Here is a 24796-nt window from a genome sequence, read left to right as displayed (position 1 = left end):
TATCGAAAGGTGGTTCCTTAAGTGATTCGGGTAATTGTGGTGGACGATGAGCCATTAGCTCTTGTAAGCATGAAAAAACATTTAAACAAATTTGATAATATCGAGGTCATTCAAACTTTTACTACAGCTAAAGACCTACTTTTAGAAGGGCCAACTTTGGATTTTCAAGTAGCATTTTTAGATATTGAAATGCCAGAAATGAACGGCATAGAAGTTGCTCAATTATTAAAAACTTGGGACAAAAATATTTGTATTATTTTTGTAACTGCCTATCGTGATTATGTTGTTCAGGCAGTTGATGTACAACCTTTCGAGTATTTATTAAAACCGATTTCAAAAACTCATTTAGAGAAGACGATTAACAAAATAGAAGAGAAGTTCCAAACTAAGATAAAACCGCTGTGAACTTAATCTCATCAAAAAATTTACTTATGATGTTTTGGAGAATTTGCCGTTTCTTATAATGAAAATGCTATTCATTTTCGAAGTTATTATGGTGAGTGTATGTCTACATCGAACTATTCTTGGAGCTAGGTATATAAAATAGAGAACGTCCATTACAAATCCATATTCTGATAAAACGGTCAGCAAGCTTTTAATTCTTTCATTTTAATTGGGGACACGAAAAAGCATGCTAGTACCGTACACTAGCATGCTTTCCTACATTATTTAATAATCATTTGTCTCATATTCCTAACGACACATAAACAGTTTCTTCCTGATTGTTTAGCCTTATACAAAGCATGATCTGCAATTTCTATTAATTGATTTGGACTCTGGACATTTGGTGTAAAAGCCGTAATTCCAGCAGACATGGTTACTGGTCTACCACACACTGTTTCCTGTAAAGCCTGTTTAATCCGTAAGTTTTCTGCTAATTGTACAGCAGCATCTATGTTCATTGAAGGCAAGATGACCATAAACTCTTCTCCGCCATATCTAAAGCATAAACCCGGGTCCTTTATACTACTTTGCATATGATTAGCAAAAGCCTTTAGAACCTCATCCCCTACTGTATGACCATATGTATCGTTTATACTTTTAAAATCATCTAAATCAATTAAGATGATTGCATGTGGCACTTTATGTACAATCAACTCTTGTAAAGTTTGATCCATTCTTCTTCGATTAGGAATTCCCGTCAATGAATCTAGGTTCAATTGCTCTGTTAAATCAGTGATTTTACTTTCGGAACAAATCATCATATTTTGCACATTATTTTTCAATAATTTTACTTCGTAATACCAATCAGCAATACCCTCTGTTCCCTGTAATGTCTCCCCTATCTCTATTCTTGTTGCAAGATCCTTTAGTGGTCGCGTAATTTTTAGAGCTAACCATATAGCTAGTCCCAATACAATAACTACTACTATAATGATAGGGACAATGGTTTTCTTAAAAAGCAAACTAAAAGAAACAACTCTTTCATCAAGTAAAGTATCAACGACCTGCTCCACATATGGTTCTAATGAACGTTCATCTGTCATAGAGCCTTGTAAATAGTCTTCTGTAAGTGTTGAAACTTCCTTTACATAGGTTTCTTTCATATCTTTTTTATTTTCCTGCAAAATTTCATTAAAATTTAGATAGCTACTCCAAATACTAATACTAGATGCCGCGAGTACAACTATTATCGTCATACTAACAATAAGAAACGATAACTTTAACTTGAATTTACCCACAATAGATCATTTCTCCCATTGAGATGATTTTTTCGTTAAACTTTATCTATGTTTCAACTCAAACTTCGATATATTTATTCAATCATCATACGTCATATCTCTTAAAGAATACTTAAAAACTAATTAATTCTCCCTCTATTCTGAATACAATAAAAAAATAAATCGAACTATAATATCCATATAGTTCAATTTATTTAGTCTTAAAGTTTTTATTTCTATATGAAGAACAATCAGCAATTTATAGCTCTTCCTCACAACCTTTTACTACACAATCCCCCCTCATTTCAGCTTTACTTTTATAATTTAAAAGTGTTGTTACTAAAAATAGTCATAACATTCTCTATTCTGTTTTGTAGTGGCTCTTCCACCAAGTTTCAAGTTACAATTCTTCTATAGATTTTTGGAAATCAGGGTACATTATACATATAGGATAAAGGAAGGGTCGATAGGTATGTACAAAATTTACATAATAGAAGATGATGCAAATATAGCTTCACTGATTGTCGAGCATTTATCCAAATATCAGTTTGAATGCTATACTGTACAACAATTCCCACATATTATAGAAGAATTTAGCGCTATACAACCACATCTAGTCATTATGGATATTAATCTCCCAACTTATGATGGCTATTTTTGGTCACGAAAAATCCGTCAACTCTCAACATGTCCCATCATCATTGTGTCCGCCAGAGTAAATGATATTGATCAAGTATATGGAATTGAAAATGGTGCGGATGACTTTATCACGAAACCATTTTCATTAGATGTCTTTATGGCAAAAGTTAATGGGCTACTTCGACGTACCTATGGAGAATATGCTTTAACCGAGACAATTACCATGACCATAGCCAATACTACACTTAATCCAGATACAGTTCGTCTTCAAACGAAAGGCAATGAGAGCCTGTTAACGCTAAAAGAAATGCAGCTTAGTAAGTTATTATTCGAAGCCTACCCTAATGTAGTGCCTCGTCAAAAGCTTTTAAGTGCTATTTGGGATGATGAAACCTTTGTTGAGGAAAATACTTTGTCTGTGAATATTGGTCGGCTACGTAGAAAATTGGAAGCTGTTCACTCTCAACTTGAGATTAAAACCATTCGTGGTCTTGGTTACCAATTGGTGGAGGAAGGTAAATGAAGTTATTCTTTCGGGATCATCTTAGTATCATCATTCTCTATAGCATAAGCTTTCTACTATTACCTTTGATTATTCATGTATTAGATGACCTATCATCACACTATGCCTACTTTATCTTTCTTGTCAGCTTTCTGTTTATTCTGTGGCTACTTGGTCGTTATTATCGTAGAAGAAAGTTTTATCATCATTTACAAAAAAAGATCCACACACAGGATGACCTCCATCTATTTGAACCACGTGCATCTATTGAGCAGTACTATAGCGAAAAGCTAAGACAAATGCAGTATTTATTTTTAACCCAACAACAAAGATTAGAGGAACAAGCACATGAAAAGCAACTAGTTCTATCACATTTTGCACATCAAATGAAGACGCCTCTATCTGTTATTCAATTAATTGTTCAATCTACATCCAACAAGACCCCTGACGAATTGCAGCAATGGCATATTATTAATAAGGAGTGCGATAAATTGACATTTACCCTCAATCAGTTATTAACGTATGAACGCACCTCTCATTTAGTAGCTGATTTAAAAATTGAACCTATTGTTTTAAAAGGACTCGTGCAAGAAGTCATCAATGATTTGAAGGATTACTTTATCACAAAGGAAGTTTTCCCAAAGCTGACGCTTGCTGAAGACCAAATCATTTATTCTGATCGAAAGTGGTTAAAAATTGTACTTTATCAAGTGTTAAATAACGCCATTAAATATAGTGAAACGGCAAGCACAATCCATATCCATTATGATAATGCTGCTTTACACATAAAAAATCGGGGTGAGACGATCCCTACTAGCGAAATAGCACGAGTCTTTGATTTATTTTATACAGGCATGAAGGGACGAACGAATGGCGAAGCAACAGGTATCGGATTATATTTAGTGCAAAAGATTTTAACTACACTAGAGCATCCCTTCACTTTACAATCTTCTGACCATGTCACTACTTTTTCTATTCGTTTTTCAAATAGTCTAAAAAAAATGAAGATGACAACTTTGTCATCTTCACGTCATCAAGCGAAATAGGTTATGTACCGCTCCTTTTCTATACTAAAGGTATCTAATGACCATAAAGGAGTTGTTTCAATTTGGGCAACACAATACTACAAGTAACCAATTTGCAAAAGGAATACATCGGAGAGATCACCTATAGGGCGTTAAACGGTATCGATTTTCAGCTACGTCAACAAGAATTTGTAGCTGTCATGGGACCTTCAGGTAGTGGGAAAACAACATTTTTAAATAGTGTATCCACTATTGATCGTCCTACCGCTGGTGATATTGTCATAAACAATCATAATCCTTATGCATTAAATGATGAAGAGCTCGCCAAATTCAGACGCTCTGAATTAGGTTTTGTATTTCAGGATTTTAATCTTGTGCATACATTAACAGTGAAAGAAAATATTTTATTGCCATTAACGTTAGATAGCCTACCTGCTTCAAAAATGCATCAACGTTTAAAGGATGTCGCTCAATTTCTCGGTATCGAGGAACTATTGCCTAAACGTATTTATGAAATTTCAGGTGGACAGAAACAACGAGTAGCCATCGCTCGTGCTGTTATTCATGAGCCGAGTTTATTGTTAGCAGACGAACCTACTGGAAATCTGGATTCCAAGGCAGTCAATGATGTCATGAATTTATTTTCTGCTATTAATCAAGGGCTTAAAACAGCTATTCTCATGGTGACACATGATCCTTATGTAGCGAGCTTTGCCAATCGCATTATTTTTATTAAAGACGGTAAGTTATATAACGAAATACACCGGGGCAACAACCGCAAGCAATTTTATCAGGAAATTATGGACACGCTTGCTTTTCTAGGTGGTGGACAGCATGAGCTTTAACCATATTGTTATCCAAAATATTTTACGTGACAAATGGACATACGTTTCTTATTTCTTGAGTAGTATGTTTTCCATTATTATTTTCTTTCTATTTTCTGTTATCGTCTTTCATCCCAATCTGAAAAGCCTTGATCCAGACTCAACACTTGGAATATCTTTGATGTTAGCTAGTATGCTCGTTTATTTATTTTCTTTTATCTACATCATCTATTCAATCAGGGCATTTTTACGTAAGAAGACTAAAACTTTAGGGATATTTATGATTACTGGGGCTTCCATGAAGCAAATTCGTAAGCTTGTCTTCCGAGAAAATCTATTGATTGGCATCATAGCTATTCTGACAGCTATCGTTCTTGGACTTGTCATTACGCCTCTTTTCTTGATGGGGGCAAAAGTCGTTTTAAAAGCAGATACATTTGGGATGTACATGCCTCTTCAAGCAATGGGCTTAACCATAGGCTTATTTCTGATTTTATTTGTGGTGATATCGACAGTCGTTACGAGGTTCATTAATAAAGAAACTTCTATCCAGCTCCTAAAAAGTGATACAGTTATCGAAAAACCCATTAAGCCACATTATGTGTTATTAGTACTAAGTATTATGATGACTGCAACATTAGCCTACTTGCTAAAAATCGAGCATTCCATTGTAGACACTTTAAGTGTTCTTTATTATCTATTATTTTTTATTAGCATTCTTAGTACGATTTATTTAGTCATTGCACAAGGATTTCGTTTGTTTTTGAAAATATATGAAAAGTCTCCTGCCTATCTTCAAAAAACAAATATGCTTTTGGCATCTAATTTAAATGCAAAAATGAAATCACATGCAAATATGCTGTTTCTCATTACTATCCTATTAAGCGGTGTCTTTCTATGTACAAGCATTTTATTTAGCTCTTATTACAATGTAAAAAAGGCTAGTGAAGAAAATTATCCATATAGCTTTCAATATATTGCTGATCCAAAAGCTGATGACAATATGGTAAAGGCTGATCTTGGTTATCTTGAAAAAACTTTATCAACGGTTCAAGCTCACAAGTATTATATTGAATTTAAATCAAACGAGGACCAACGTATCGGCTATATGGCATTATCAGATTATAACCTGTTACAACAGCAGGAAACTGATCTAGGTAAAGATGAGTTTATTGCCGTTGCTGGCAGTCGTGATGTAGCGCCAATAATAAACACTGCCAACGATCTGTATATAAACTCTTTCAAACTAGCCAGAACCCAAGAGCAAAACCTGCTATCTACTGGTTTTCAAAAAAATTATTTCATTATTCCTGATGACATTTACGATGCTATTGACTACCCTGTTTATAAAACCTATATCTATGAATTAGACGATTGGACAGCCCATACAGAATTGGCGAATACTATTACCGGCGACATACCGTCTTTACCTGGAGAACGTTATGTAACATCTAAAATTGATTTATATGACACAGAGATGTTTGTCAAAAGCGTTATGTTTTTTATCGGCTCCATGCTAAGCCTAATTTTCTTAAGTGCTGCCATGAGTATACTGTACTTCTATTTACAAACAACATTACAACAAGAGAAGGAAAAGTATATTGGTATCCGTAAGTTGGGTCTATCTAAAAAAGAATTAGCTACCGTTATTGCTAAAGAATTGGCGATTCTTATATTTGTACCATTCTCCATAGCCATTACACTCTTACTAATTACGCTCTTGTCTATGCGAACAATGGTTTCTACAGCATTTTTACAAGTTTCCATGGCTAGCTCTTTCTGTTTCTTTGTACTCTTCCTCATCAGCTATGTATTAATTCGTAAAATTTATTTTAAACGTTTAGTAAGCTAAAAAAATCGCACTCCTCAAGGGGTGCGATTTTTTTACCAAAGAACGGGCTTTGCTACCATCAACCAAAGCATGATGAGCAATAATAAAATATACATCCATGTTTTACGATGCAAAAGTGAAACAAATTGTTGTTGATTATACGCAGGCGTGTTAAATGTACGCAACGTCGGTTTAAACGCTCTCGCTAAAAATACGATTGATGCAAGCATCACGAGGAAGGTTAATACAATCCACGAAGTACTCCAATGATAGCCTGCATGCCACATTAACAAAATACCCGATACTACCAGCACATGCCCTGAATGTTTGACAAGCGCAATGGCACCCTTAAAGGCTTCTATATATGGCGGCATTTCATCATTGGAAGCTGTGCGCATTTTTTTTACAATAGTTAGCACAACGAACAAAGGCCCAATCGAAAGAATCGCACTTAAAATATGTATATAAAGAAGAAGTGTATAAATGGAAAACATGATGTGTACGCCCCTTTTCATCAGTCCCCTACATTATAGCATTCAACCTGAATCTACTTTATCAGCAATTGTGAATCCTTTGTAAACACAGCTTGAATCATTGTTAAATTGTTTGAAAACCGTATAAAGAGGGTATTGTTTATAGTAACATGCACTTATAGAACAAAAAGGAGTGATTTTTATAGGAATTCATCAATTTTTTACAAGCCTTAATGATTTAGAGCGTATTATTCGTTGCCCAGGTCGCTTCAAATTTGAAGAGCACAACGTGGCAGCCCATTCATGGAAAGTATCACAATATGCGATGTTCTTTGCAACGTTAGAAGAAATGCACGGTGCAACAGTTGATTGGAAGTCTTTATATGAAAAAACGATCAATCATGACTTTGCTGAAGTTTTTATTGGGGACATTAAGACGCCTGTGAAACATGCTAGTCCAGAGTTGAAGCAAATGCTAGCACATGTGGAAGAAAAGATGATGGAAAAATTTATTATCAATGAAATCCCACAAGAATTTCAGGCTATTTTCTTTGAACGGATGAAAGAAGGTAAGGATACTACTATAGAGGGTCGGCTACTTGAATTTGCAGATAAACTCGATCAGTTTTATGAAGCTTTCGCAGAATTAAAGCGTGGCAATACTGACAAAGAATTTGTCTATATGTACCAATCAGCCCTTTCAAAACTTTTGGCCATTCCACTTGAAGCGACCGTTCATTATTTCCGCACAGAAATTTTAAAAGACGCAGTAAAGGAAAAAACACATATCGATATTCAAGCATTAACAAATGAAGTACTAACAGCAAATTAATAGGGTGCATGTACAAGTTTTCCGATTGAAAAATTCACGGAAGGCTTTTTTTATTTTCTACAAAAAGTCGTATAATAGGGAGAGATTGAATGGAGGGAAAGTATTGTCACAGGAATGCTCAATTGTAGAAGATTTAATACCTCTTTATAAAAAACAAATGCTCCAAGCATCAACAATCGAATTTGTTGAACTACACCTAACGACTTGTCAGCAATGTCAGCAGCTAGCAGCCAAGTCATCAACTCAAAACGAATACTTACCCATGAAAAGAACAGTATCCTTTTTTCATATCATATTTATTGTCTTATCCTTTATGTTCGCCATTAACTCATCCTTACTCGGCAATCAAAAGGGCTTCGTCATCTCGTATGCACTTTTCGGCTGTCTTTCTTATCTTTTCTATAAAAACATCTGGATTGTCTTTATCATAAGTTCTGTGCCTGTATTCGTTTGGGCTATCATAAATAATCTTAATAATGAGCTCTATATTACAACCTTTTCTTTAACAGAACTAGGAGCACTAGTAATTGGGGCTGGCTACATCGCACTTTTACATACTATTTTTGCCTTAATTGGCGCTGCTTTTGCCATTCTATTACGTAGGATTTTTCAATAAACAAAAAAGCACCTTAAACTTTGTTACCAAAGTTGAGGTGCATTTTGTTTATTAGGCCTTTTTCACAAATTCTGACTTTAATTTCATAGCACCAAAGCCATCAATTTTACAGTCGATGTTATGATCACCTTCTACAAGACGGATACTTTTTACCTTTGTACCAATTTTTAAAGTGGAAGAACTACCCTTCACCTTTAAATCTTTAATAACGGTAACTGAATCGCCGTCAGCTAACAGATTACCATTTGCATCTTTTACAATAAGTGCATCTGATTCCTGTTCAGTTGCATCCATACTCCATTCATGCGCACATTCTGGACATACATAGTTTGCTCCATCCTCATACGTATATTCTGAATGACATTTTGGACAATTTGGATAAGCTGCCATTTCCACTTCCTCCTTTTACATTTTTGCTAGGAAAATCCTCTTTATGCTCCTATCTTTACATAGTCGACCTTATTTAGCAAAGGTTGTTCGTATTTTCCGTTCGCATTTGTGAAAAAAATATGAAACATCAGCATCTTTTTGAACGTATTTCTAGATGTTCATCACGCTATTTGGAACACTTGCCCATTGACTAATTTGCCATTATCATCTTACTTGCATGTTTGTTGATCATGCTTTATTATATCCATAAAGGCTGCATTGTTCGTATAATATTAAGTTTTAACCTTTAAGCTGTAAAAGGGAGTTTTATTATTGGAGTTGGAATGACGGGCCTCACACTACGGTGCATGAGGATAAGCAGGAAAACTTCTGCGAACACCCACTTTGAGGAGTGGTGGTTTAAAACTTTCTATAATAACTACGGCATACGCGGCTTTTTACATTACATTATTTATACAGCACCTTAGCCATTTTGGTTAAGGTGCTTTTTATACATATTCTCCCCTCCTAAAAATTTCAGTATTTACAAAATTAATATCATTAATTTTCACATAACCTGATCGCTCCTAGTTCCTCTTCTTCTCTATCCAATCAAGTACCGAACCATTCATAAAAAGTGTGGACAACCTTCTTGTATTCTGTATAATTCCCTTCTATTTTGCACATAGATGGAGTAACAAGGGAGGTTATGACATTGAAGAAATTAATTTATCTATTGGTTTTTACTTCACTACTGTTAGTAGCTTGTGGAAAGAACGCAGAACCAAAGGAAGTAGCAGTCGATCAAAATACGAATGTTGAAGACATTGTGGGTGCGATTGTGAAAAATGAATTCTCTGTGGAAGAATCGAAAGACGGTGTTGTCACAATTTCCATTCAAGATACAGATGTGACAGAAGGATCGAAAAGTCAGATGTTGAAGGATTCTACTAAAATTTTCGCTGATTTGTCCAAATTAAAAAGCGTGAAGACACCTGCTATTACTTGGTTTGCTCCTCTCACGGAACCTGATGGGGACAAAACGATGACTGAGGTTTTGAATATTTATTTCAGTGAAGAGGATTTTCACAAAGTAGACTGGGCCAATTATCTACAAGTTGATATCGAGTCTAGCGCAACAAATTATCATGAAGATGAGGCTTTGGAGGATTAACCACACAAAGATACCCCACAACCTATTGTGGCGTATCTTTTTTTACATACTGTTCTATAGCGGCTACTAAAAGAGGTTGCTTTATTTTATAGTGCGTTGCTTGCCAAATGCCTTTCTTACCCTGCAGGATTATTAGCTGTGGTGATTCGTGCTTCACTTGAAGATCATAGGCAATAGCATTGGAAACCACACGATCCATTTGTACGATGACAAGGTATTTAGGCAATTTCGTTTGTAGTGCTTTGTATTCCTTTAATGCTGAAATACTACTTATACATGTCATGCTAATTTTTAATACAAGACAAGGTTTGAGCTTCGATTGCTCCAAAACCTCGCTCCAATTGTCCAATGTCATTATCCGTTGCATTTGGTAACCTCCTAAACATATTATATACTACATGGGGTATTTTAGGTCATAAAAAAACACGAGACTACATACATAGCTCGTGCTTCAAATTCTTTATTTAAATGCCTTCTGTATTCATGAATACGAGACGCCAGCCATCAGGGTCTTCAATAGTTACCCCCTTCTCAGCCCAATATGGATTTTCAGGCTCTACTTCGGGATAGCCCATGAGCGCAAGTCGTTCGGCAATATGACGAATCGTATCTCTGTTTGGGATATAAAGTACAAAAAGATTGTCTTTACTTGGTGCTGGACAAGGGCTACCGTCAATATGCTCTGTAAATTCTAAGTGGTAATTTGCATTTGGAAGACCAATCATTAGACCATCATAGCCACGATGTCCTGCAAAAGAGCCTATTTTCTTTAATCCGACACCTTCACAGTAAAACCGCTCTATTTCCTTTAGCTGATCGGTTGGTCTTGCCACACGCACCTGTGCGACTGCTAATTCATTTGTCCATTGTTGTTCCATCGTTATAAATCCCCTTTTAGCCTATTGTAAAATGAGACGATAGCGCTGGAAACAGTCCTAGGTCTGAAGTTATTGTACTAAAGCGACGCTAAACGATGCAGCTGTTTTTTCCTTTACTTCCTCTAAAGAAACACCTTCCGCTAACTCTATCAGCTGCATACCATCTTTCGTAAAATCAAATACAGCCAAATCTGTAATTAATCGATGCACGACACATTTACCTGTTAGTGGAAGTTCACATTGTTTTTTAATTTTAGATTCCCCATTTTTATTCACATGCTCCATGACGACGATTACTCTTTTTGCTCCGACAACAAGGTCCATAGCACCGCCCATACCCTTCACCATTTTTCCTGGAATCATCCAGTTCGCAAGGTCTCCTGTTTCAGATACCTCCATACCACCTAAAATGGCAAGGTCTATATGGCCACCTCGAATCATCGCAAATGATTCAGCGCTATCAAAGAAGGATGCTCCTGGAACGACCGTAACCGTTTCCTTTCCGGCATTAATTAAATCAGGATCTACCATATCTTCAACTGGGTAAGGACCAATACCGAGAAGTCCGTTTTCAGATTGTAAGAGTACATCATAGTCGGCTGGGATTGCATTGGCAACAAGAGTTGGAATACCTATACCTAAATTGACATTCATGCCATTAGCTATTTCTTTTACTGCTCGGTTAACAATTTTTTGTCTTGTATCCATTATGCTTCCTCCTTTTTCACCGTCAAACGCTCAATACGCTTGTCATAATTTTCGCCTACTAATACACGTTGCACGAAAACTCCTGGTGTATGAATATGGTCTGGATCCAGTTCGCCTACCTCAACAATTTCTTCTACCTCGGCAATCGTAATTTTCCCAGCCATAGCAGCTAATGGATTAAAATTGCGTGATGTTTTTCTGTAGACTAAATTTCCCAGTTTATCGGCTTTCCATGCTTTGACTAGAGCAAAATCTGCAACAATTCCTTCTTCCAAAATATACTCTTTTCCATCAAAAACCTTCACTTCTTTTCCTTCAGCAATCGGCGTTCCAACTCCCGTAGCTGTGTAAAACCCAGGAATTCCCGCTCCACCTGCACGTAAACGCTCTGCAAGAGTTCCTTGCGGTGTCAATTCTACTTCTAGCTCACCACTTAAAAATTGTTGTTCAAAAATCTTATTTTCTCCTACATAGGAAGCAACCATTTTTTGTATTTGCTTGTTTGCTAATAGTAGACCCAATCCCCAGTCATCTACACCACAGTTGTTACTGACAACCGTTAAATCCTTTGTTCCCTGTTGCACTAATGCTGCGATTGATTTTTCGGGTATACCACATAGCCCAAAGCCGCCTACAGCTAATGTGTCACCATCCTTAATATCCGCAATCGCCTCTTCAAACGAACTCCATACTTTCCCATTCCCCATCTCGAAACCTCCCTAAATTGCTCACTTATTAAGGAAAATTCTACATCACCGCTATTTTATAAGTAAAGGAATTAATTAGAATACTACTTATTCCTTTATGGAATACATTTACCTTTTCCATTCCCGCTAATCATTTCTAGTAACTGTTTCAATGCATAAGATTGATAGGTATTTTTCTTCGTAATAATCCCTAAACGCCAAGGCATTTCAAAATTATGTAACGGAATAATTTTTACATTGGCATTTGTTTGCTTGGCAGCAATTGAATGTGGTAACAATGTAACCCCTAAATTGGAGGACACTAATTCCACAATCAAGTCCCATTGTGAACTTTTATAGCCGACTGTAGGTGTAAAACCTACGCTTTCACAGGATTTAATTATATAGTCGTGAAGCGTGAACTCCTCTGCAAAGATAATAAACGTTTCATTTTTTAAATCTTGCAAAGCTATTGATTCCCTGTTTGCATACGGGTGAGACTCATTCATAAAGACAAAAAACTGATCTTCTATAAACGGTTGAACAGTAAACTTCCTTTCATCTACTGGTAATACGACGATGCCCATATCCACATCGCCATTTTCAACTAGCAGTTCCACCATCTTTGCACCGCGTTCAACAAGCGCTAAATGCACTTCTGGATAGAGTTGATGAAATCCTCTAGCTATCTCAGGGAAAAATAGTGTTCCAATTAAAGGTGGGATACCTAACTTGATGGTGCCTGTTTTAATATTTAATAAATCATCCAGCAAAATATGCAATTCTTGTACAGCATGTATTATTTTTTGACCTTGTTTATAGACAATACTGCCCGCATCAGTTAACTCTACATTACGCGTAGATCTGTTCAACAGTTCAACCTTTAATGATTCTTCTAATTTTTTGATGCTTTTGCTTAGTGAAGGCTGAGATACAAAGGAATCATTTGCAGCCTTTGTAAAACTCCTATGTTCAACAACAGCCATAAAGGCTTTTAAATCCCTTAATTCCATCACTATCTACTCCATTTATTCTTATTTGTTATGAAAATATCTAAAAGCAATACCCTTTAGTAATAAATTCTCCACATTCCTTTTTAATCCTTTGCAATTGAACTTCAGAGTTTGTGAGAGTTATATGTCCTACAATCAATTATATATTGTAATAATTTACTAAGTATTGAAGTGGAGCCAGCGTCACTCCTAAGGGATTTAGCCTCACAGAGGAGACCTTAGAGTGAAGGCTGGTGGAACGGAAATCAACCTCTCGCCTATCAAAATTGCTTTTTCTGCCGTTGACATCACCTTTTTTCAACAACATGAAAATACACCACCTTAAAAAGTGGTGTATTTTATACTTAGTGTGCTTTTTCAAACGCTAACTTAATGCCAAATGCAATTAATATTGCACCTGTTAACCCTTCAATTACTGCCTTAGTTGATGGCTTTTTCATAAATGCGCTAATTCGATCTAAAAGGTACACATAGAAGATAAACCATAGCATTGTTAATGCTGTATAAATGAGACCCATGATTAAAAAAGGAAAAAATGTTCCACTATTTCCATCTACAAATTGAGGGAGAAATGTTAGGAAAAATACTGCGACCTTTGGATTTGTCACATTTGTGAGAAATCCCTGTTTAAAGCAAGATTGTTGAGAATATTTGTGTTCTATACTTGCTTCATCTTGTACAACTGGAGATTGTGTCCGAATTGTTCGAAGTGTCCACAAGGTTTTGATACCTAAATAACATAAATAAACCGCACCAACATATTTTAGAACAGCGAATATATAGGCAGATTTCACAATAATCGCCGAAAGTCCAATAACAGCCGCACAAGTATGAATTAATAAACCGCAGCAAGAACCTAGGATTGTTTGTAAACCGCCCTTTCTGCTTACAGTCAGCGTGTTCTTTGTAGCAATCGCTGTATCAGGGCCAGGTAAAATAATAAGTAAAATGCACATAACTAAGAACACAGATATATCAACCATATTACGCCCCTCTTTCTGTCAGAAAATTATAAAAGTAATTGTAACATACGTAAAGACTAACAGAAAGATACAAATTGTTTTCATTGACATATAACCATAAGGTGTTATATATTCGTAACACCTTATGGTTATATTTTTCTGTCTACTCCTCTGCTATAGTGGACTCGAATAACGTTGAACACCATTACGCCAAGGTATCACTCATCAATCAAAAAGGAGTAATAGAACATGACTGAAAAATTACAGGATATTGTCAAAACAATTACATTGGATGCCCCTATCGAAAAAGTTTGGGAGACTGTCGCTACGGCTGACAAAATTGCTTTTTGGTTTATGCCAAATGATTTTCAACCGATTGAAGGCCACGAATTCACAATTCAATCACCGTTTGGCCCATCACCCTGTAAGGTAGAACGTGTAGATGCACCACACTTTTTGCGATTTGCTTGGGATCAAGATGGCTGGTTCGTAACTTTTGAGCTAAAAGAAGTAGGCGAGCAAACTGAATTTACTTTAACACATGGTGGCTGGAAGGAAGCTTCACATATTATTCCTAAAGCGAACACTACCACTGAAGCCGTACGTACTAATATGGATGGCGGCTGGACAATGATTATTAATCATAAATTAAAAGAGGCTGCTGAATCCTAATGACACACCCAGCAATAAAGTATGATGTTTTTCAAGCAATTGCTGATCCGACAAGAAGAAATGTTTTACAGCTCCTTGCAGCAAGTGATAGACCCATTTCCAATATTTCTGAGCATTTTGAAATTAGTCGAACGGCTGTTGTGAAGCACTTGAAAATATTGGAACAAGCGGAGCTGATCTCTGCTCAAAAAAAAGGGCGCGAAAAAATCTATACGTTGCATAGTGAGCGCCTAAAGGAGATTGAAGATTGGCTCCAATACTTCCATTTATTTTGGGACAATAAATTGGCTCAGCTTCAAAGCATGGTTGAAGATCATTAAAGCAAGAAGGAGCTGTCTTTTTGTCAGACAGCTCCTCATTTAAAAGAGATAAAATAATCCCCCATTAATGACTTCAATTTTAATTTTTGCTTCATATTGCTCTTCTAATGCCTTTCTTTCAATTTCATAACATTCTGGTTTATCCTCTACATCTTCATAAAAATAATCTAATACACGTTGATCACGTTGCCATCGTTTTTGTGCTTCCGTTGCCCAAGAATGATCATCCTGCTCAATAATTGACTCAATTGTTGCCTTTAATCTTTCAATTGCTCGGGCAGGTTTAATAATATATTGCACATGAAATACATTCTCTTCGGGTTCTGTGTCAAAGTCCGATGAACAAATCGTTTCATGAAAATCTTCCTTGATAACACCAGTTAATAAATTGATGCCAAATGAGTAAAGCATTTCTTTTGTACGATCACAGCAATAAGAAACTTTAAAGTTGACACCTAACCAAGGTGTTAAAATAACCTGCCCCATATCACGATCAACCTTTTCAAATAATTGAACAAATGCGCCTAGTTCTCTTGTAGCTAAAAATACCTGATTTAAACGAGGCGAGCCGTAATGAATAGCTTCTCCAAATATGTTTCCAACCATTGCTGTTTGATTTGTAATGAAGGTTACTTGAGCCGGGTTTGGCTCACTATTTGTCGCTTCAACGTATTGCCAATAAAATGGCCTATTCATAATTCTTTTATCTATGTCTACCGTTAATTGAACGGTTAGATAATGAGCCTCTTCTCCTAAAATTGCACAGTCATTTTCCATAAAAAATTCCTTTAAATAATGGTGAACTTGTTGCGGATACATAGTTGCACCTCCCTACCTTATACAGATTCTTTAAAGTTCGTTAAAATGGCATCTAAATCGCCAACCACCTTCTCAAACACATCAATTTTTGTATGAAGTAATTCCAGGATTTTTTCTTCAATCGTATGTTCAATGGCAAGATTATAAATATGGACATCATGTTCTTGTCCCAAACGATGGACACGGCCAATACGTTGCTCTAGTTTCATTGGATTCCATGGTAGATCATAGTTGATTACATGATGACAAAATTGAAGATTTATCCCCTCTCCACCTGCCTCGGTAGCGATGAGTACCTGTGCTCTTTCTTTAAATAGGTGCTTCATATAATCTCGTTTACTTTTATTAAACTTACCATTAAATAGCACACTTGAAATGCCATTAGAATGTAAGTACCATTGCAAATAGATTTGCGTAGCACGATATTCTGTGAAAATAATAACCTTGTCATTTGCTTGTTTAACAATTTCTAATGTCTTTTCTGCTTTTGAATTCACTTCCAAGGTCATTAATTTAGTTATAATCGCTTCAATTTCTTGTGGTTGTACATGATCATCCAGCATATTCGTTAATGTTAATGCTGTAGCTTCCTTGCTACTACACATTTCTTTTTGCAACGTAATTAAGGAAAATGATCCTGTGTTTTCAAGGTTTCCAAGCATTTCGTAAACTTCTCTTTCTTCGTCCGTAAATGTAATCGGTACAATTTGGACACAACGATTTGTCCATTCAATCCCTGTATCTTCTCGACGATTTCTTACCATTACCTGGTTGACCAATTCTTTTAAATAATCATCATGTTCTAAATCATGCTTACTAGCAGAGAAGGCCGATTGGAAGGTATCATAGTTACCTAGATGCCCAGGCTTTAATAAGGAGATTAAATAATACAATTCAAAGACATCGTTTTGAATAGGTGTGGCCGTTAATAGTAAGCAGAACTTTTTCTTTAAGCCTTGTACAAACTCATAAATTTGTGTTTTATTATTTTTTAACTTATGTGCCTCATCAATAATAATCATGTCATAATCCTGCTCATAAATGCGCTCTCTATGTGGACTCTTTTTAGCCGTATCCATACTCATAATGAGGACATCATAGCGCTCTATCGGACAATTTTTTTTATATGCAATGGCAGGAATATGAAATTTTATATTTAACTCTTCAATCCACTGATTTATTAGAGAAGCTGGAGCCAAAATCAATGCTCTTTTCACAAGGCCTCGAATAAGGTATTCCTTTAAGATTAGCCCTGCTTCAATCGTTTTACCTAGTCCTACTTCATCGGCTAAAATAGCTTTCCCATTCATACGTTCAATAACTGTTTCAGCTGCTTGTAGCTGGTGCGCCAAAGGTTGTAAATTAGGTAAATACTTCGTAGCCTGCAATCCTGTAAAATCAGGTATTAATTTCATTTTCACAATATCATAGTTCATCTTATACAATGTCCAGCTATGCCAGTTTTCAAGATGATTTAATCTGTTGATAAAGCCTTCTTCCCACTCGGACGACCTTTCTATTTTCATGATCATCACCTCATGTCATTTTTTCTATCTTAGGATGTCCAAAAAAGGAAAAGCTATGTTCTTTCTATACGAAAAACACCTAATGAAAGTTATTTTTCCACTAGGTGTTTGTTAATTCATATATTTACGGAAGAGACTTGGCGATAACCCTGTGATTTTTTTAAATACACGACTAAAATAAAAATAGTCTGTATAGCCCACTTTTTCTGCAATTTCTTTAACAGATAAATGGGAAGTTCTCAGTAAAATTTTAGATTTTTGAATACGCAAATCAGTGAGATAAACATTTGGACTAACACCCATTTTTTTCTCAAATAGATAGGCCAGTTTTCTTCGTTCCATATTAAAATGTTTTGCGATATCCATGACAGTCATATTCTTTGTATAATTTTCTTGTATATACTCCATAATTAACGTTATGTTTTCTTTTTTATATTGATAGTCCATCATTTTAATGGTTAAAAGCATTTCCTCTAAAATGTTTAAAAAAAGAGCCTTAGATTGAAGAAAAGATAAATGACTACGCATAAGATAATTTTGTATTAATTGCTGCAGCATACTCATTAATTTGATTTGTTCTCCTACCTGTAAAGTAAAGTGACGATTATAGAGAGGGAACTTTGCATTATCTCCTTCTGCTAGTTGAAAATGAATGACTGCATACTCGAATTTAGTATCGCTCGCAATTATACGATGTATAGGTAAATTGGGACCCACATGGACAATCTGCCCTTTTTCTAAGCGGTAATTTTCACCTTCAATTTGTACATCAGCTACTCCCTTGATCGGAAAAATTAAACCTGCTGCGTTGGTCATCGTCTTGTAATTCGTGACAACTGTTTCGGAAGAAATCTTCTCCGTAATGACATCTATAAATGTTAATGGAGCAGTTGTATAGAATTCTATTATTTCTTGTGTGTCTATGTTGAACGCCTCCCTTCTTTTCATATTGTTACATCAAGACAAAAAGAAAGGAACACTAATAATACATTAGTGCTCCTCAAATCGATTATTTTAAACTTTCCTGTAATAGCTTACGATTACGTTGTTTGAAAATATCATTATGGGAGGAAACGATACCGCCCTCAGAAGCATCAGGTTGAATATACTTCTTCGCACTATTCACTGCATGAAGTGCATCATGAAATGCTGCTGCAATTAAATGAATTTTACCATCATGGCTCAAAATATCACCAGCAGCATAAAGGCCTGGAATGGATGATTCACTATTAATCGTACCAGCAATAAAATAATCATTTTTGCGATCAATGGCTAACGGACTATTATCTAACAATTCTTTATCACGTACATATCCATGACTGATGACCACTTCATCAATAGGAATTTCCGTTACAGTACCTGTTTCATGATTTGTTAAAGCAATTGCTTTAATCATTCCTGCTTGATCGTCTGCAATCAGCTTCGTAATTTCAGAATTGAAATGGCATTCAATCGAACTATTTGTAAGCTCTGTAATTTGAGCCTCATGTGCAGATAAAGTATCTTTTCGATAGGTTAAATAGACCTTGGATGCTATCTCCATTAATTCTAATGCCCAGTCTACCGCTGTATTACCACCACCTGAAATAATAACTGCCTTATCCTTAAATTTTTCATAGGATTTAATTGTGTAATTTAAATTAGATACTTCAAAGCGTTCAGCGCCCTCAATCTCAATTTTTTGAGGATTTAGGATGCCACCACCAATAGCAACGATAACCGTTTTGGAATAATGAATATTTCCTGACTCTGCTGCGATGACAAAAATACCATCTTCATTTTTAGCAATGGACAGTACTTTTTCATTTGTATATATAGAAGGATTAAAGGTTAAGGCTTGCTCAACTAATTGTTTAATTAGTTGTCCCCCTGAAATAGGCGTTACACCACCAACATCCCAAATCATTTTCTCTGGATAAACATGAATTTTACCGCCTAGCTGTGGCTGTGATTCAATTAGCTTGGTTTTCATTTCACGTAAACCACAATAAAAGCTAGAATATAAACCTGCTGGTCCACCACCAATAATGGTTACATCATACAATTCTTGTTCTAACAATACTTAACACACCTTTCTTTTTGTCATTACCTATCTAAACAATTGGACTAATACTGCATGACAGCCCTACTGTATATTTCTACTTGTATAAATTACTTTGAACTTCCTCCTTAATACCATTATACGATAATGATAATCATTATCAAACGAAATTATTACAAAACATGATAATAATACATATTCCGTCACCATTTATTAACATTCTTCTTTATAAAGGAAGAAAAAGCAACTTTGCAAGGCGAGGGGTTGATTTCCGTTCCGCCAGCGTCCTTTCCAGGGGGCGTCCGAGGAGCCGCTTCACTCACTAACGTTCGCTCCAGGGTCTCCTCTGTGACGCTAAATCCCCTAGGAGTGACGCTGGCTCCACTCCAATCAACCATTCTGCAAAAGTGTCTTTACTTTATCTTTCATACTGGTCGTAGCGAACAAAATAACCCATTATTTGTATTCTTAGAGGGGATGAGTTCTTATTTTCAATGTGGAAAATTGATGCTTGACAACACCTCTTCATAAAGAGTAGCGAACACCTTCACTTTATTTGAAAACCTTTGCTAAAAAGTGGGTTGGAGTTGAGGGCTACTTGACTCCCGTGGGATTGCGAGACAGGCAAAACTCTAAACGGAGCGGTAGCGGAGGAAGCGATTCGGCGCTCGCCACAGGAAAGCAAGTAGCCTGCACCGGAAATCCATTTCTACCTTTCAATTGACTGTTTTGTTTTTCAACACTAAGAGAAATAGTATGCATTAGGCATACTATTTCATTTTTAGCATAATCTTATTTATCTTTTAATAAATCTACAACTATATCTATTCCATACATGGTTGCAATTGGGGCATCCTGTGCAAATAAGGAACGATCCACAATATAAACATTTTTATTTTTCACTGCATTGATGTTATTCCAAACTGCACTCTCTTCATAGGATTTTAAAAATTCCTCTTCACTCATGGTAATACCACTCTTATCAAGGAAAATAAATAAGTGATCTGGGTTTAAGACCGACATTCCCTCCATACTTACTTCCTTTGTTATATCTTCTGGGTAATTTTCTGGAACTTTAATACCTAAACCATGTTCAGGATTCGTTGGCGCAATATTTTTACCATATATCCAAAACCCTTCTTTCGTATTTACGGATGTAAAAACTACCGTTTCTCCTTTGGCTGTAAAATTCTTTAAAGCTTCACGGCCGTCTGTAATTTTTCCGCTGACTTCTTCTAATAGCGCCTTTCCTTGTTCTTCTTTCCCTAATACCTTTGAAATTTCTGTCACGGCTAACTCTTGATCAGTAGACATCGCTCTTTGATTTAAATATACAACAGGTGCTATTGCTGATAATTGGTCATATAGCTGATCATGCACACCTGAAGCAGCCAAAATTAAATCCGGTTTTAGTTCTACTATTTTTTCAAGACTTGGACTTCTAACATCACCAATATCTTTAAATTTTTGTTCTTTCACAAAAGATTGATAGGATTCCCATAAATTAAACATAGTATCAGCATTTGCAATACCTACTGGCTTCGTATCTAATGCTAATAAAACATCTGGGTATAATACATGCATCAAAGAAATAACACGCTTCGGCTCTTTCTCAATGATTACTTCTTTTCCTAGAGCATCTGTATATGTCAGGGGATAAATGGAAGGTTCCCCCTTCATCTCCTCTTTTTCTTTTTCGGGTTGATTCGCTACTTTCTCTTCGGCATTATTACATGCTACTAGCAACACTGATAGTAACAAAGTGAATAACACCATTATCCATGGCTTCTTCATTGTATATCCTCCTTTAGTTTTCCAATGCAATAATGAGAATCATTATCAAAAAGATAATAGCAAATCCGTTTTTCGGAGTACATATAATACCCGATGAACAAATTTGTGTTTTTTTGTGCATAAACGTAAAAATGTCCATCGTAGCACTTTTTGAAAGCTAAATATACGTTATACTTACTTTTTGATACACTATTGGAAAAAAGATAATAGAGGTTGTAATGAAAAGAAAAGTTTTTATATTACATGAAATCTATGGGGTTAATCATTTTATTAAAGAACAGGTACAAGTATATTGTGATGAAGACACTGCCGTTTCCCTTATTTCGCTCTATCCAGAGGGACTTTCCTTTCCATATGAACAGGAAAAACAAGCCTATGATTTTTTCGTACAGACAGTTGGCTTCGATGCTCCTCTTGAGTTCCTTTCACAAAAATTATTGGAGGCTTGTGAAAATTACGATGAGGTAATATTAATTGGCTATAGTGTAGGTGCAACTTTAGCCTGGAGATTAACTACACTCCCCCTACACCGTGTCATTTGTGTATATGGATCACGGATCCGTCAATACCTTGATAACATACCATCTTGCCCAACTTTGGTCATTTTACCTAGCCATGAAAGTAGCTTTGATGTTCAATTATTAAAGAAGACACTTGCTGGCATACCGAATGTTCAAATCAAACAATATCAAGGCTTACATGGCTTTATGGATACCTCTAACTCAAATTATTGTCAAATGAGCCACTCACAAGCACACACTGATATCAAATACTTTTTACAAGCTAGCAAAATTTAGGAGGAATGAACGTGGAACAAAATATTGATATTCAGGTTGATCCATATATTGAAGCTGGCAATGTTATTTATCCAAGCTTTCATCTTTCTCTACAACCTGGCACGATTATCGGCATCTACACAGACGTTTCCAAAATACATACTTTAATGCAATGGTTTATGAAACAAAATGATACTAGTACTTATTTTCGTGAAAGTGCATTATATGAACGACTCACAGCTCGCGAGTACATCCAGTTCTTTTTGAAACTTTTTAATCGCCCAACTAATGAAACAGAGAATTTATTGAAGCTTTTTAAGCTTACTGAACAAAAAAACAATAGAATTAGTAAGCTTTCTAATAGTGAAAAGCAGCGATTAAAATTATTGAATACGTCCCTACATCCGGCATCTATTCAAATTTTAGAAGAACCCTTTCAAAATATAGATGAATTTTCGAAACAAACTGTCCAACAGTTATTAAAAAACCTCGTGAAAGAGCATAAAATTATCATTTTATTATCAAATAATCTAGAAGATTTAATGCTTGCAAGTACATCTATACATCGATTAGATGGAACTGACTTACATGCTTTAGACATAAAAGAGGTTGACATAGAGAAAACGCCTCAGCCCCTTAAAAATGCACCCATTCGACTGGATAAAATCCCAACAAAGAAAAATGATAAGATTATTTTATTTAATCCACCAGAAATTGATTATATTGAAAGTGTTGAAGGAGAAGTATCTATTTATGTAGCGGGTGAAGCATATCCGTGTACTCTATCGCTAAATGAACTAGAACAAAAATTGACACCATTCGGCTTTTTTAGAAGCCATCGTTCTTATATTGTTAACCTACAAAAGGTTCGAGAGATCATTACTTGGACACGCAATAGCTATAGCCTAGCACTCAACAGTACAGAAAAAACTGTGGTTCCACTGTCGAAAAATAAACTTGCTAATTTAAAGGAAATACTCGGAATTTAGTAGATTTCCCAGGAAATAAACGACTCCTGTCACCTTCGATATTGTTCTTCCTATGCTCAATTTTCTGCTGTTCACCCACTTTTTACTGTGTTCCTTTTGCTTGTTATTTATAGTGTAGATATCAACAACAAACAGGAGGTTTACACATGAATGCAGTGATTGATGTACAAAACTTGAAAAAGACATTTAATAATGAAACAGCATTACAGGATGTTTCTTTTATGATTAAGAAAGGGGAAATATTCGGCTTTCTAGGGCCCAGTGGTTCTGGTAAAACAACTACTATTAAAATATTAACGGCACAAACAGATAAATCGGCAGGCAATGTTCTGTTATTTGGGCAACCAGCTTCTGAAATGAAGAAAAGTCAAAATCGTAAACGTTTTGGTATTTTAACAGATAATAGTGGCTTGTATACAAGACTAACTATTGAAGAGAATTTATTACTTTATAGTAATTTATATCAGCTATCTCACTCTGCTGTAAAAGAAGCTTTGGACTTTGTAAACTTATATACAGAACGTAAAAAGAAAATCAGTCAGCTTTCAAAGGGAATGATTCAACGTGTCACACTTGCTCGTGCAATTATGCATAAGCCCGAATTATTATTTTTAGATGAGCCTACTTCTGCTTTGGACCCTGTGAATACCCAGCATATTTATAATGGCTTACGAAGATTAAATGACATGGGTACGACGATTTTTTTAACTACTCATGATATGAGCGAAGCAGAGATACTTTGTGACCGTGTAGCCTTCCTTCATAGGGGGAAAATTCGAGCAATAGGTGCACCAAAGGACTTGAAAAAGGAATTTGGCACTGATTCCATAACAGTTGAACTCAAAAATGGTTTACAAGAGATTATACAAAACGGTGCACAAGATGCAGAGAAGCTGTATCAATGGATGCATTCCAATGAAGTGACAAGAATTAATACAAACGAGCCGACATTGGGTGATATTTTTATGCAAATAACAGGGAGTGATTTGGTATGAACATTTCAATGACACGTATTCAAGCAATATTAGTGAAGGATTATAAGGAATTTTCTCGTAACTATGCCGTATCAACGATGATACTTCTGCCTCTAATTTTGGCTTTTTTATACAACAAAACAGGAGCGTCTACTATCAATGCTTATTTCCTACCCATCAATATAACGTTTTCTATGGTAACAACTTATATACAATGCTGTTTAATCGCAGAGGAAAAAGAAAAAAATACTTTACGTAGCCTTATGCTTTCCCCTGCTTCACTTGGAGATATTCTAATTGGTAAAAGTTTATTTGTTCTCATCGTGACCGTTGTTGTACTGGCACTGTCTATCTTTCTAGTTGGATATACACCTGCCAATCTAGCTATCTTATCTGTAGCATTACTAGTATCTACTGTATTCTATATTGCACTTGGAACAATATGTGGATTATTTGCTAAGTCTATTATGGAAGGCTCAATAATTGTTTTACCTGTAATCTTTCTTTTCTCATTCGGTCCTCTTGCCCTGCCTTTTGCATCTACTTACCCTATTTTAAAAATAGCGGAGTAGATACCTAGCTCTCAATTATTACTTTTAGCAGAGGCGTTAGAAGGGAAGCACTCCATGACAGATATAATCATTCCAATGGTAACGTTTATAGTATGGTCCCTTATTTCTTGGTTTATCGCA

28 protein-coding genes and 1 other RNA gene are annotated in these 24796 nt (G+C 35.7%); 15 read left to right on the top strand and 14 right to left on the bottom strand.

Translation table 11 applies throughout. From position 1 onward, the window contains the following. Positions 1-21: 21 nt before the first annotated feature. Positions 22-405, top strand: coding sequence for a LytR/AlgR family response regulator transcription factor (locus tag ACEVFT_RS02920; protein ID WP_243456382.1), 384 nt, complete (start codon positions 22-24; stop codon positions 403-405). A 260-nt stretch (positions 406-665) separates the two neighbouring features. Here ACEVFT_RS02920 and ACEVFT_RS02915 read toward each other — a convergent pair whose 3' ends face one another. Then, positions 666-1682: a GGDEF domain-containing protein gene (locus ACEVFT_RS02915; protein ID WP_393948056.1), complete on the bottom strand. Its 1017-nt coding sequence runs from the start codon at positions 1680-1682 to the stop codon at positions 666-668. 451 nt (positions 1683-2133) lie between these two features. On the opposite strand from ACEVFT_RS02915, the gene ACEVFT_RS02910 reads away from it, so the two are divergent. From ACEVFT_RS02910 to ACEVFT_RS02895, 4 genes are all read left to right on the top strand, one after another. Further along, entirely contained in the window at positions 2134-2823 is a 690-nt protein-coding gene (locus ACEVFT_RS02910) for a response regulator transcription factor (protein WP_393948054.1), read from the top strand. Beyond that, the gene (locus ACEVFT_RS02905; RefSeq protein ID WP_393948052.1) at positions 2820-3848 is read left to right on the top strand and encodes a sensor histidine kinase; all 1029 of its coding nucleotides are present in this window, start codon (positions 2820-2822) and stop codon (positions 3846-3848) included. Before ACEVFT_RS02910 ends, ACEVFT_RS02905 begins: the two co-directional genes overlap by 4 nt. A 62-nt stretch (positions 3849-3910) precedes the next feature. Next, positions 3911-4672, top strand: coding sequence for an ABC transporter ATP-binding protein (locus tag ACEVFT_RS02900; protein ID WP_393948050.1), 762 nt, complete (start codon positions 3911-3913; stop codon positions 4670-4672). Continuing rightward, positions 4662-6503: an FtsX-like permease family protein gene (locus tag ACEVFT_RS02895; RefSeq protein WP_393948049.1), complete on the top strand. Its 1842-nt coding sequence runs from the start codon at positions 4662-4664 to the stop codon at positions 6501-6503. Before ACEVFT_RS02900 ends, ACEVFT_RS02895 begins: the two co-directional genes overlap by 11 nt. Positions 6504-6535: 32 nt before the next feature. Here ACEVFT_RS02895 and ACEVFT_RS02890 read toward each other — a convergent pair whose 3' ends face one another. After that, positions 6536-6976 (bottom strand): DUF2269 family protein, encoded by a 441-nt coding sequence (locus ACEVFT_RS02890; protein ID WP_205446621.1) that lies wholly within the window; start codon positions 6974-6976, stop codon positions 6536-6538. A gap of 172 nt (positions 6977-7148) precedes the next feature. Between ACEVFT_RS02890 and ACEVFT_RS02885 the strand changes: the two genes are divergently transcribed. Both ACEVFT_RS02885 and ACEVFT_RS02880 read left to right on the top strand, forming a co-directional pair. Beyond that, on the top strand, positions 7149-7787 hold the full coding sequence (locus ACEVFT_RS02885; RefSeq protein ID WP_205446620.1) for a YfbR-like 5'-deoxynucleotidase: 639 nt from the start codon (positions 7149-7151) through the stop codon (positions 7785-7787). 103 nt (positions 7788-7890) lie between these two features. Beyond that, the gene (locus tag ACEVFT_RS02880; RefSeq protein WP_393948047.1) at positions 7891-8403 is read left to right on the top strand and encodes a zf-HC2 domain-containing protein; all 513 of its coding nucleotides are present in this window, start codon (positions 7891-7893) and stop codon (positions 8401-8403) included. Between the two features lie 51 nt (positions 8404-8454). Here the strand turns inward: ACEVFT_RS02880 and ACEVFT_RS02875 are convergent, their stop codons facing one another. Continuing rightward, the gene (locus ACEVFT_RS02875; protein WP_048393229.1) at positions 8455-8793 is read right to left on the bottom strand and encodes a zinc ribbon domain-containing protein YjdM; all 339 of its coding nucleotides are present in this window, start codon (positions 8791-8793) and stop codon (positions 8455-8457) included. Positions 8794-9040: 247 nt separating this feature from the next. Here ACEVFT_RS02875 and ssrS point away from each other — a divergent pair. Further along, positions 9041-9233, top strand: a non-coding RNA gene (ssrS, locus tag ACEVFT_RS02870) — 6S RNA. Positions 9234-9481: 248 nt separating this feature from the next. After that, a complete protein-coding gene (locus ACEVFT_RS02865) occupies positions 9482-9946 on the top strand; it encodes a hypothetical protein (protein WP_243456380.1) in 465 nt (154 codons plus the stop codon). Between the two features lie 22 nt (positions 9947-9968). On the opposite strand, the gene ytxJ is transcribed toward ACEVFT_RS02865, so the two are convergent. The 6 genes from ytxJ to ACEVFT_RS02835 all read right to left on the bottom strand — a co-directional run bounded on the left by ytxJ (position 9969) and on the right by ACEVFT_RS02835 (position 14214). Further along, positions 9969-10313 (bottom strand): bacillithiol system redox-active protein YtxJ, encoded by a 345-nt coding sequence (gene ytxJ / locus ACEVFT_RS02860; RefSeq protein ID WP_393948045.1) that lies wholly within the window; start codon positions 10311-10313, stop codon positions 9969-9971. 97 nt (positions 10314-10410) lie between these two features. Then, positions 10411-10824 (bottom strand): VOC family protein, encoded by a 414-nt coding sequence (locus ACEVFT_RS02855; protein WP_393948044.1) that lies wholly within the window; start codon positions 10822-10824, stop codon positions 10411-10413. Between the two features lie 69 nt (positions 10825-10893). Continuing rightward, complete coding sequence (locus ACEVFT_RS02850; protein ID WP_393948043.1) at positions 10894-11532, bottom strand: 3-oxoacid CoA-transferase subunit B; 639 nt, start codon at positions 11530-11532, stop codon at positions 10894-10896. Further along, the gene (locus tag ACEVFT_RS02845) at positions 11532-12239 is read right to left on the bottom strand and encodes a CoA transferase subunit A (RefSeq protein WP_393948042.1); all 708 of its coding nucleotides are present in this window, start codon (positions 12237-12239) and stop codon (positions 11532-11534) included. The genes ACEVFT_RS02850 and ACEVFT_RS02845 overlap by 1 nt, the downstream gene beginning before the upstream one ends. A gap of 95 nt (positions 12240-12334) precedes the next feature. Then, positions 12335-13231: a LysR family transcriptional regulator gene (locus ACEVFT_RS02840; protein WP_393948040.1), complete on the bottom strand. Its 897-nt coding sequence runs from the start codon at positions 13229-13231 to the stop codon at positions 12335-12337. 344 nt (positions 13232-13575) lie between these two features. Further along, a complete protein-coding gene (locus ACEVFT_RS02835; RefSeq protein ID WP_393948038.1) occupies positions 13576-14214 on the bottom strand; it encodes a LysE family translocator in 639 nt (212 codons plus the stop codon). 228 nt (positions 14215-14442) lie between these two features. Between ACEVFT_RS02835 and ACEVFT_RS02830 the strand changes: the two genes are divergently transcribed. Beyond that, on the top strand, positions 14443-14865 hold the full coding sequence (locus tag ACEVFT_RS02830; RefSeq protein WP_393948036.1) for an SRPBCC family protein: 423 nt from the start codon (positions 14443-14445) through the stop codon (positions 14863-14865). Continuing rightward, complete coding sequence (locus ACEVFT_RS02825) at positions 14865-15185, top strand: ArsR/SmtB family transcription factor (RefSeq protein ID WP_393948035.1); 321 nt, start codon at positions 14865-14867, stop codon at positions 15183-15185. The genes ACEVFT_RS02830 and ACEVFT_RS02825 overlap by 1 nt, the downstream gene beginning before the upstream one ends. Before the next feature lie 39 nt (positions 15186-15224). Here the strand turns inward: ACEVFT_RS02825 and ACEVFT_RS02820 are convergent, their stop codons facing one another. The 5 genes from ACEVFT_RS02820 to ACEVFT_RS02800 all read right to left on the bottom strand — a co-directional run bounded on the left by ACEVFT_RS02820 (position 15225) and on the right by ACEVFT_RS02800 (position 21365). Further along, a complete protein-coding gene (locus ACEVFT_RS02820) occupies positions 15225-16004 on the bottom strand; it encodes a YqhG family protein (RefSeq protein WP_342442302.1) in 780 nt (259 codons plus the stop codon). Between the two features lie 17 nt (positions 16005-16021). Continuing rightward, a complete protein-coding gene (locus ACEVFT_RS02815) occupies positions 16022-17536 on the bottom strand; it encodes a DEAD/DEAH box helicase (protein WP_393948034.1) in 1515 nt (504 codons plus the stop codon). Between the two features lie 105 nt (positions 17537-17641). After that, positions 17642-18478 (bottom strand): AraC family transcriptional regulator, encoded by an 837-nt coding sequence (locus ACEVFT_RS02810; RefSeq protein ID WP_393948032.1) that lies wholly within the window; start codon positions 18476-18478, stop codon positions 17642-17644. A gap of 61 nt (positions 18479-18539) precedes the next feature. After that, complete coding sequence (locus tag ACEVFT_RS02805) at positions 18540-19589, bottom strand: NAD(P)/FAD-dependent oxidoreductase (protein ID WP_205446580.1); 1050 nt, start codon at positions 19587-19589, stop codon at positions 18540-18542. Positions 19590-20363: 774 nt separating this feature from the next. Beyond that, positions 20364-21365: an iron-siderophore ABC transporter substrate-binding protein gene (locus tag ACEVFT_RS02800; protein ID WP_393948030.1), complete on the bottom strand. Its 1002-nt coding sequence runs from the start codon at positions 21363-21365 to the stop codon at positions 20364-20366. Between the two features lie 218 nt (positions 21366-21583). On the opposite strand from ACEVFT_RS02800, the gene ACEVFT_RS02795 reads away from it, so the two are divergent. The 4 genes from ACEVFT_RS02795 (at position 21584) to ACEVFT_RS02780 (ending at position 24676) form a co-directional block, all read left to right on the top strand. Beyond that, positions 21584-22162, top strand: a complete 579-nt coding sequence (locus ACEVFT_RS02795) for a dienelactone hydrolase family protein (protein ID WP_393948029.1) — start codon at positions 21584-21586, stop codon at positions 22160-22162. An 11-nt stretch (positions 22163-22173) separates the two neighbouring features. Further along, on the top strand, positions 22174-23130 hold the full coding sequence (locus tag ACEVFT_RS02790; RefSeq protein WP_393948027.1) for a LytTR family transcriptional regulator DNA-binding domain-containing protein: 957 nt from the start codon (positions 22174-22176) through the stop codon (positions 23128-23130). 146 nt (positions 23131-23276) lie between these two features. Next, positions 23277-24125, top strand: a complete 849-nt coding sequence (locus tag ACEVFT_RS02785) for an ABC transporter ATP-binding protein (RefSeq protein WP_205446576.1) — start codon at positions 23277-23279, stop codon at positions 24123-24125. Then, positions 24122-24676: an ABC transporter permease gene (locus tag ACEVFT_RS02780; RefSeq protein WP_393948026.1), complete on the top strand. Its 555-nt coding sequence runs from the start codon at positions 24122-24124 to the stop codon at positions 24674-24676. The genes ACEVFT_RS02785 and ACEVFT_RS02780 overlap by 4 nt, the downstream gene beginning before the upstream one ends. Positions 24677-24796: the final 120 nt, after the last annotated feature.

The sequence above is a fragment of the Lysinibacillus sp. PWR01 genome (assembly GCF_043359455.1).
Lineage (GTDB): Bacteria > Bacillota > Bacilli > Bacillales_A > Planococcaceae > Lysinibacillus > Lysinibacillus fusiformis_F.
This window is presented reverse-complemented; position numbering and strand designations above follow the sequence as displayed.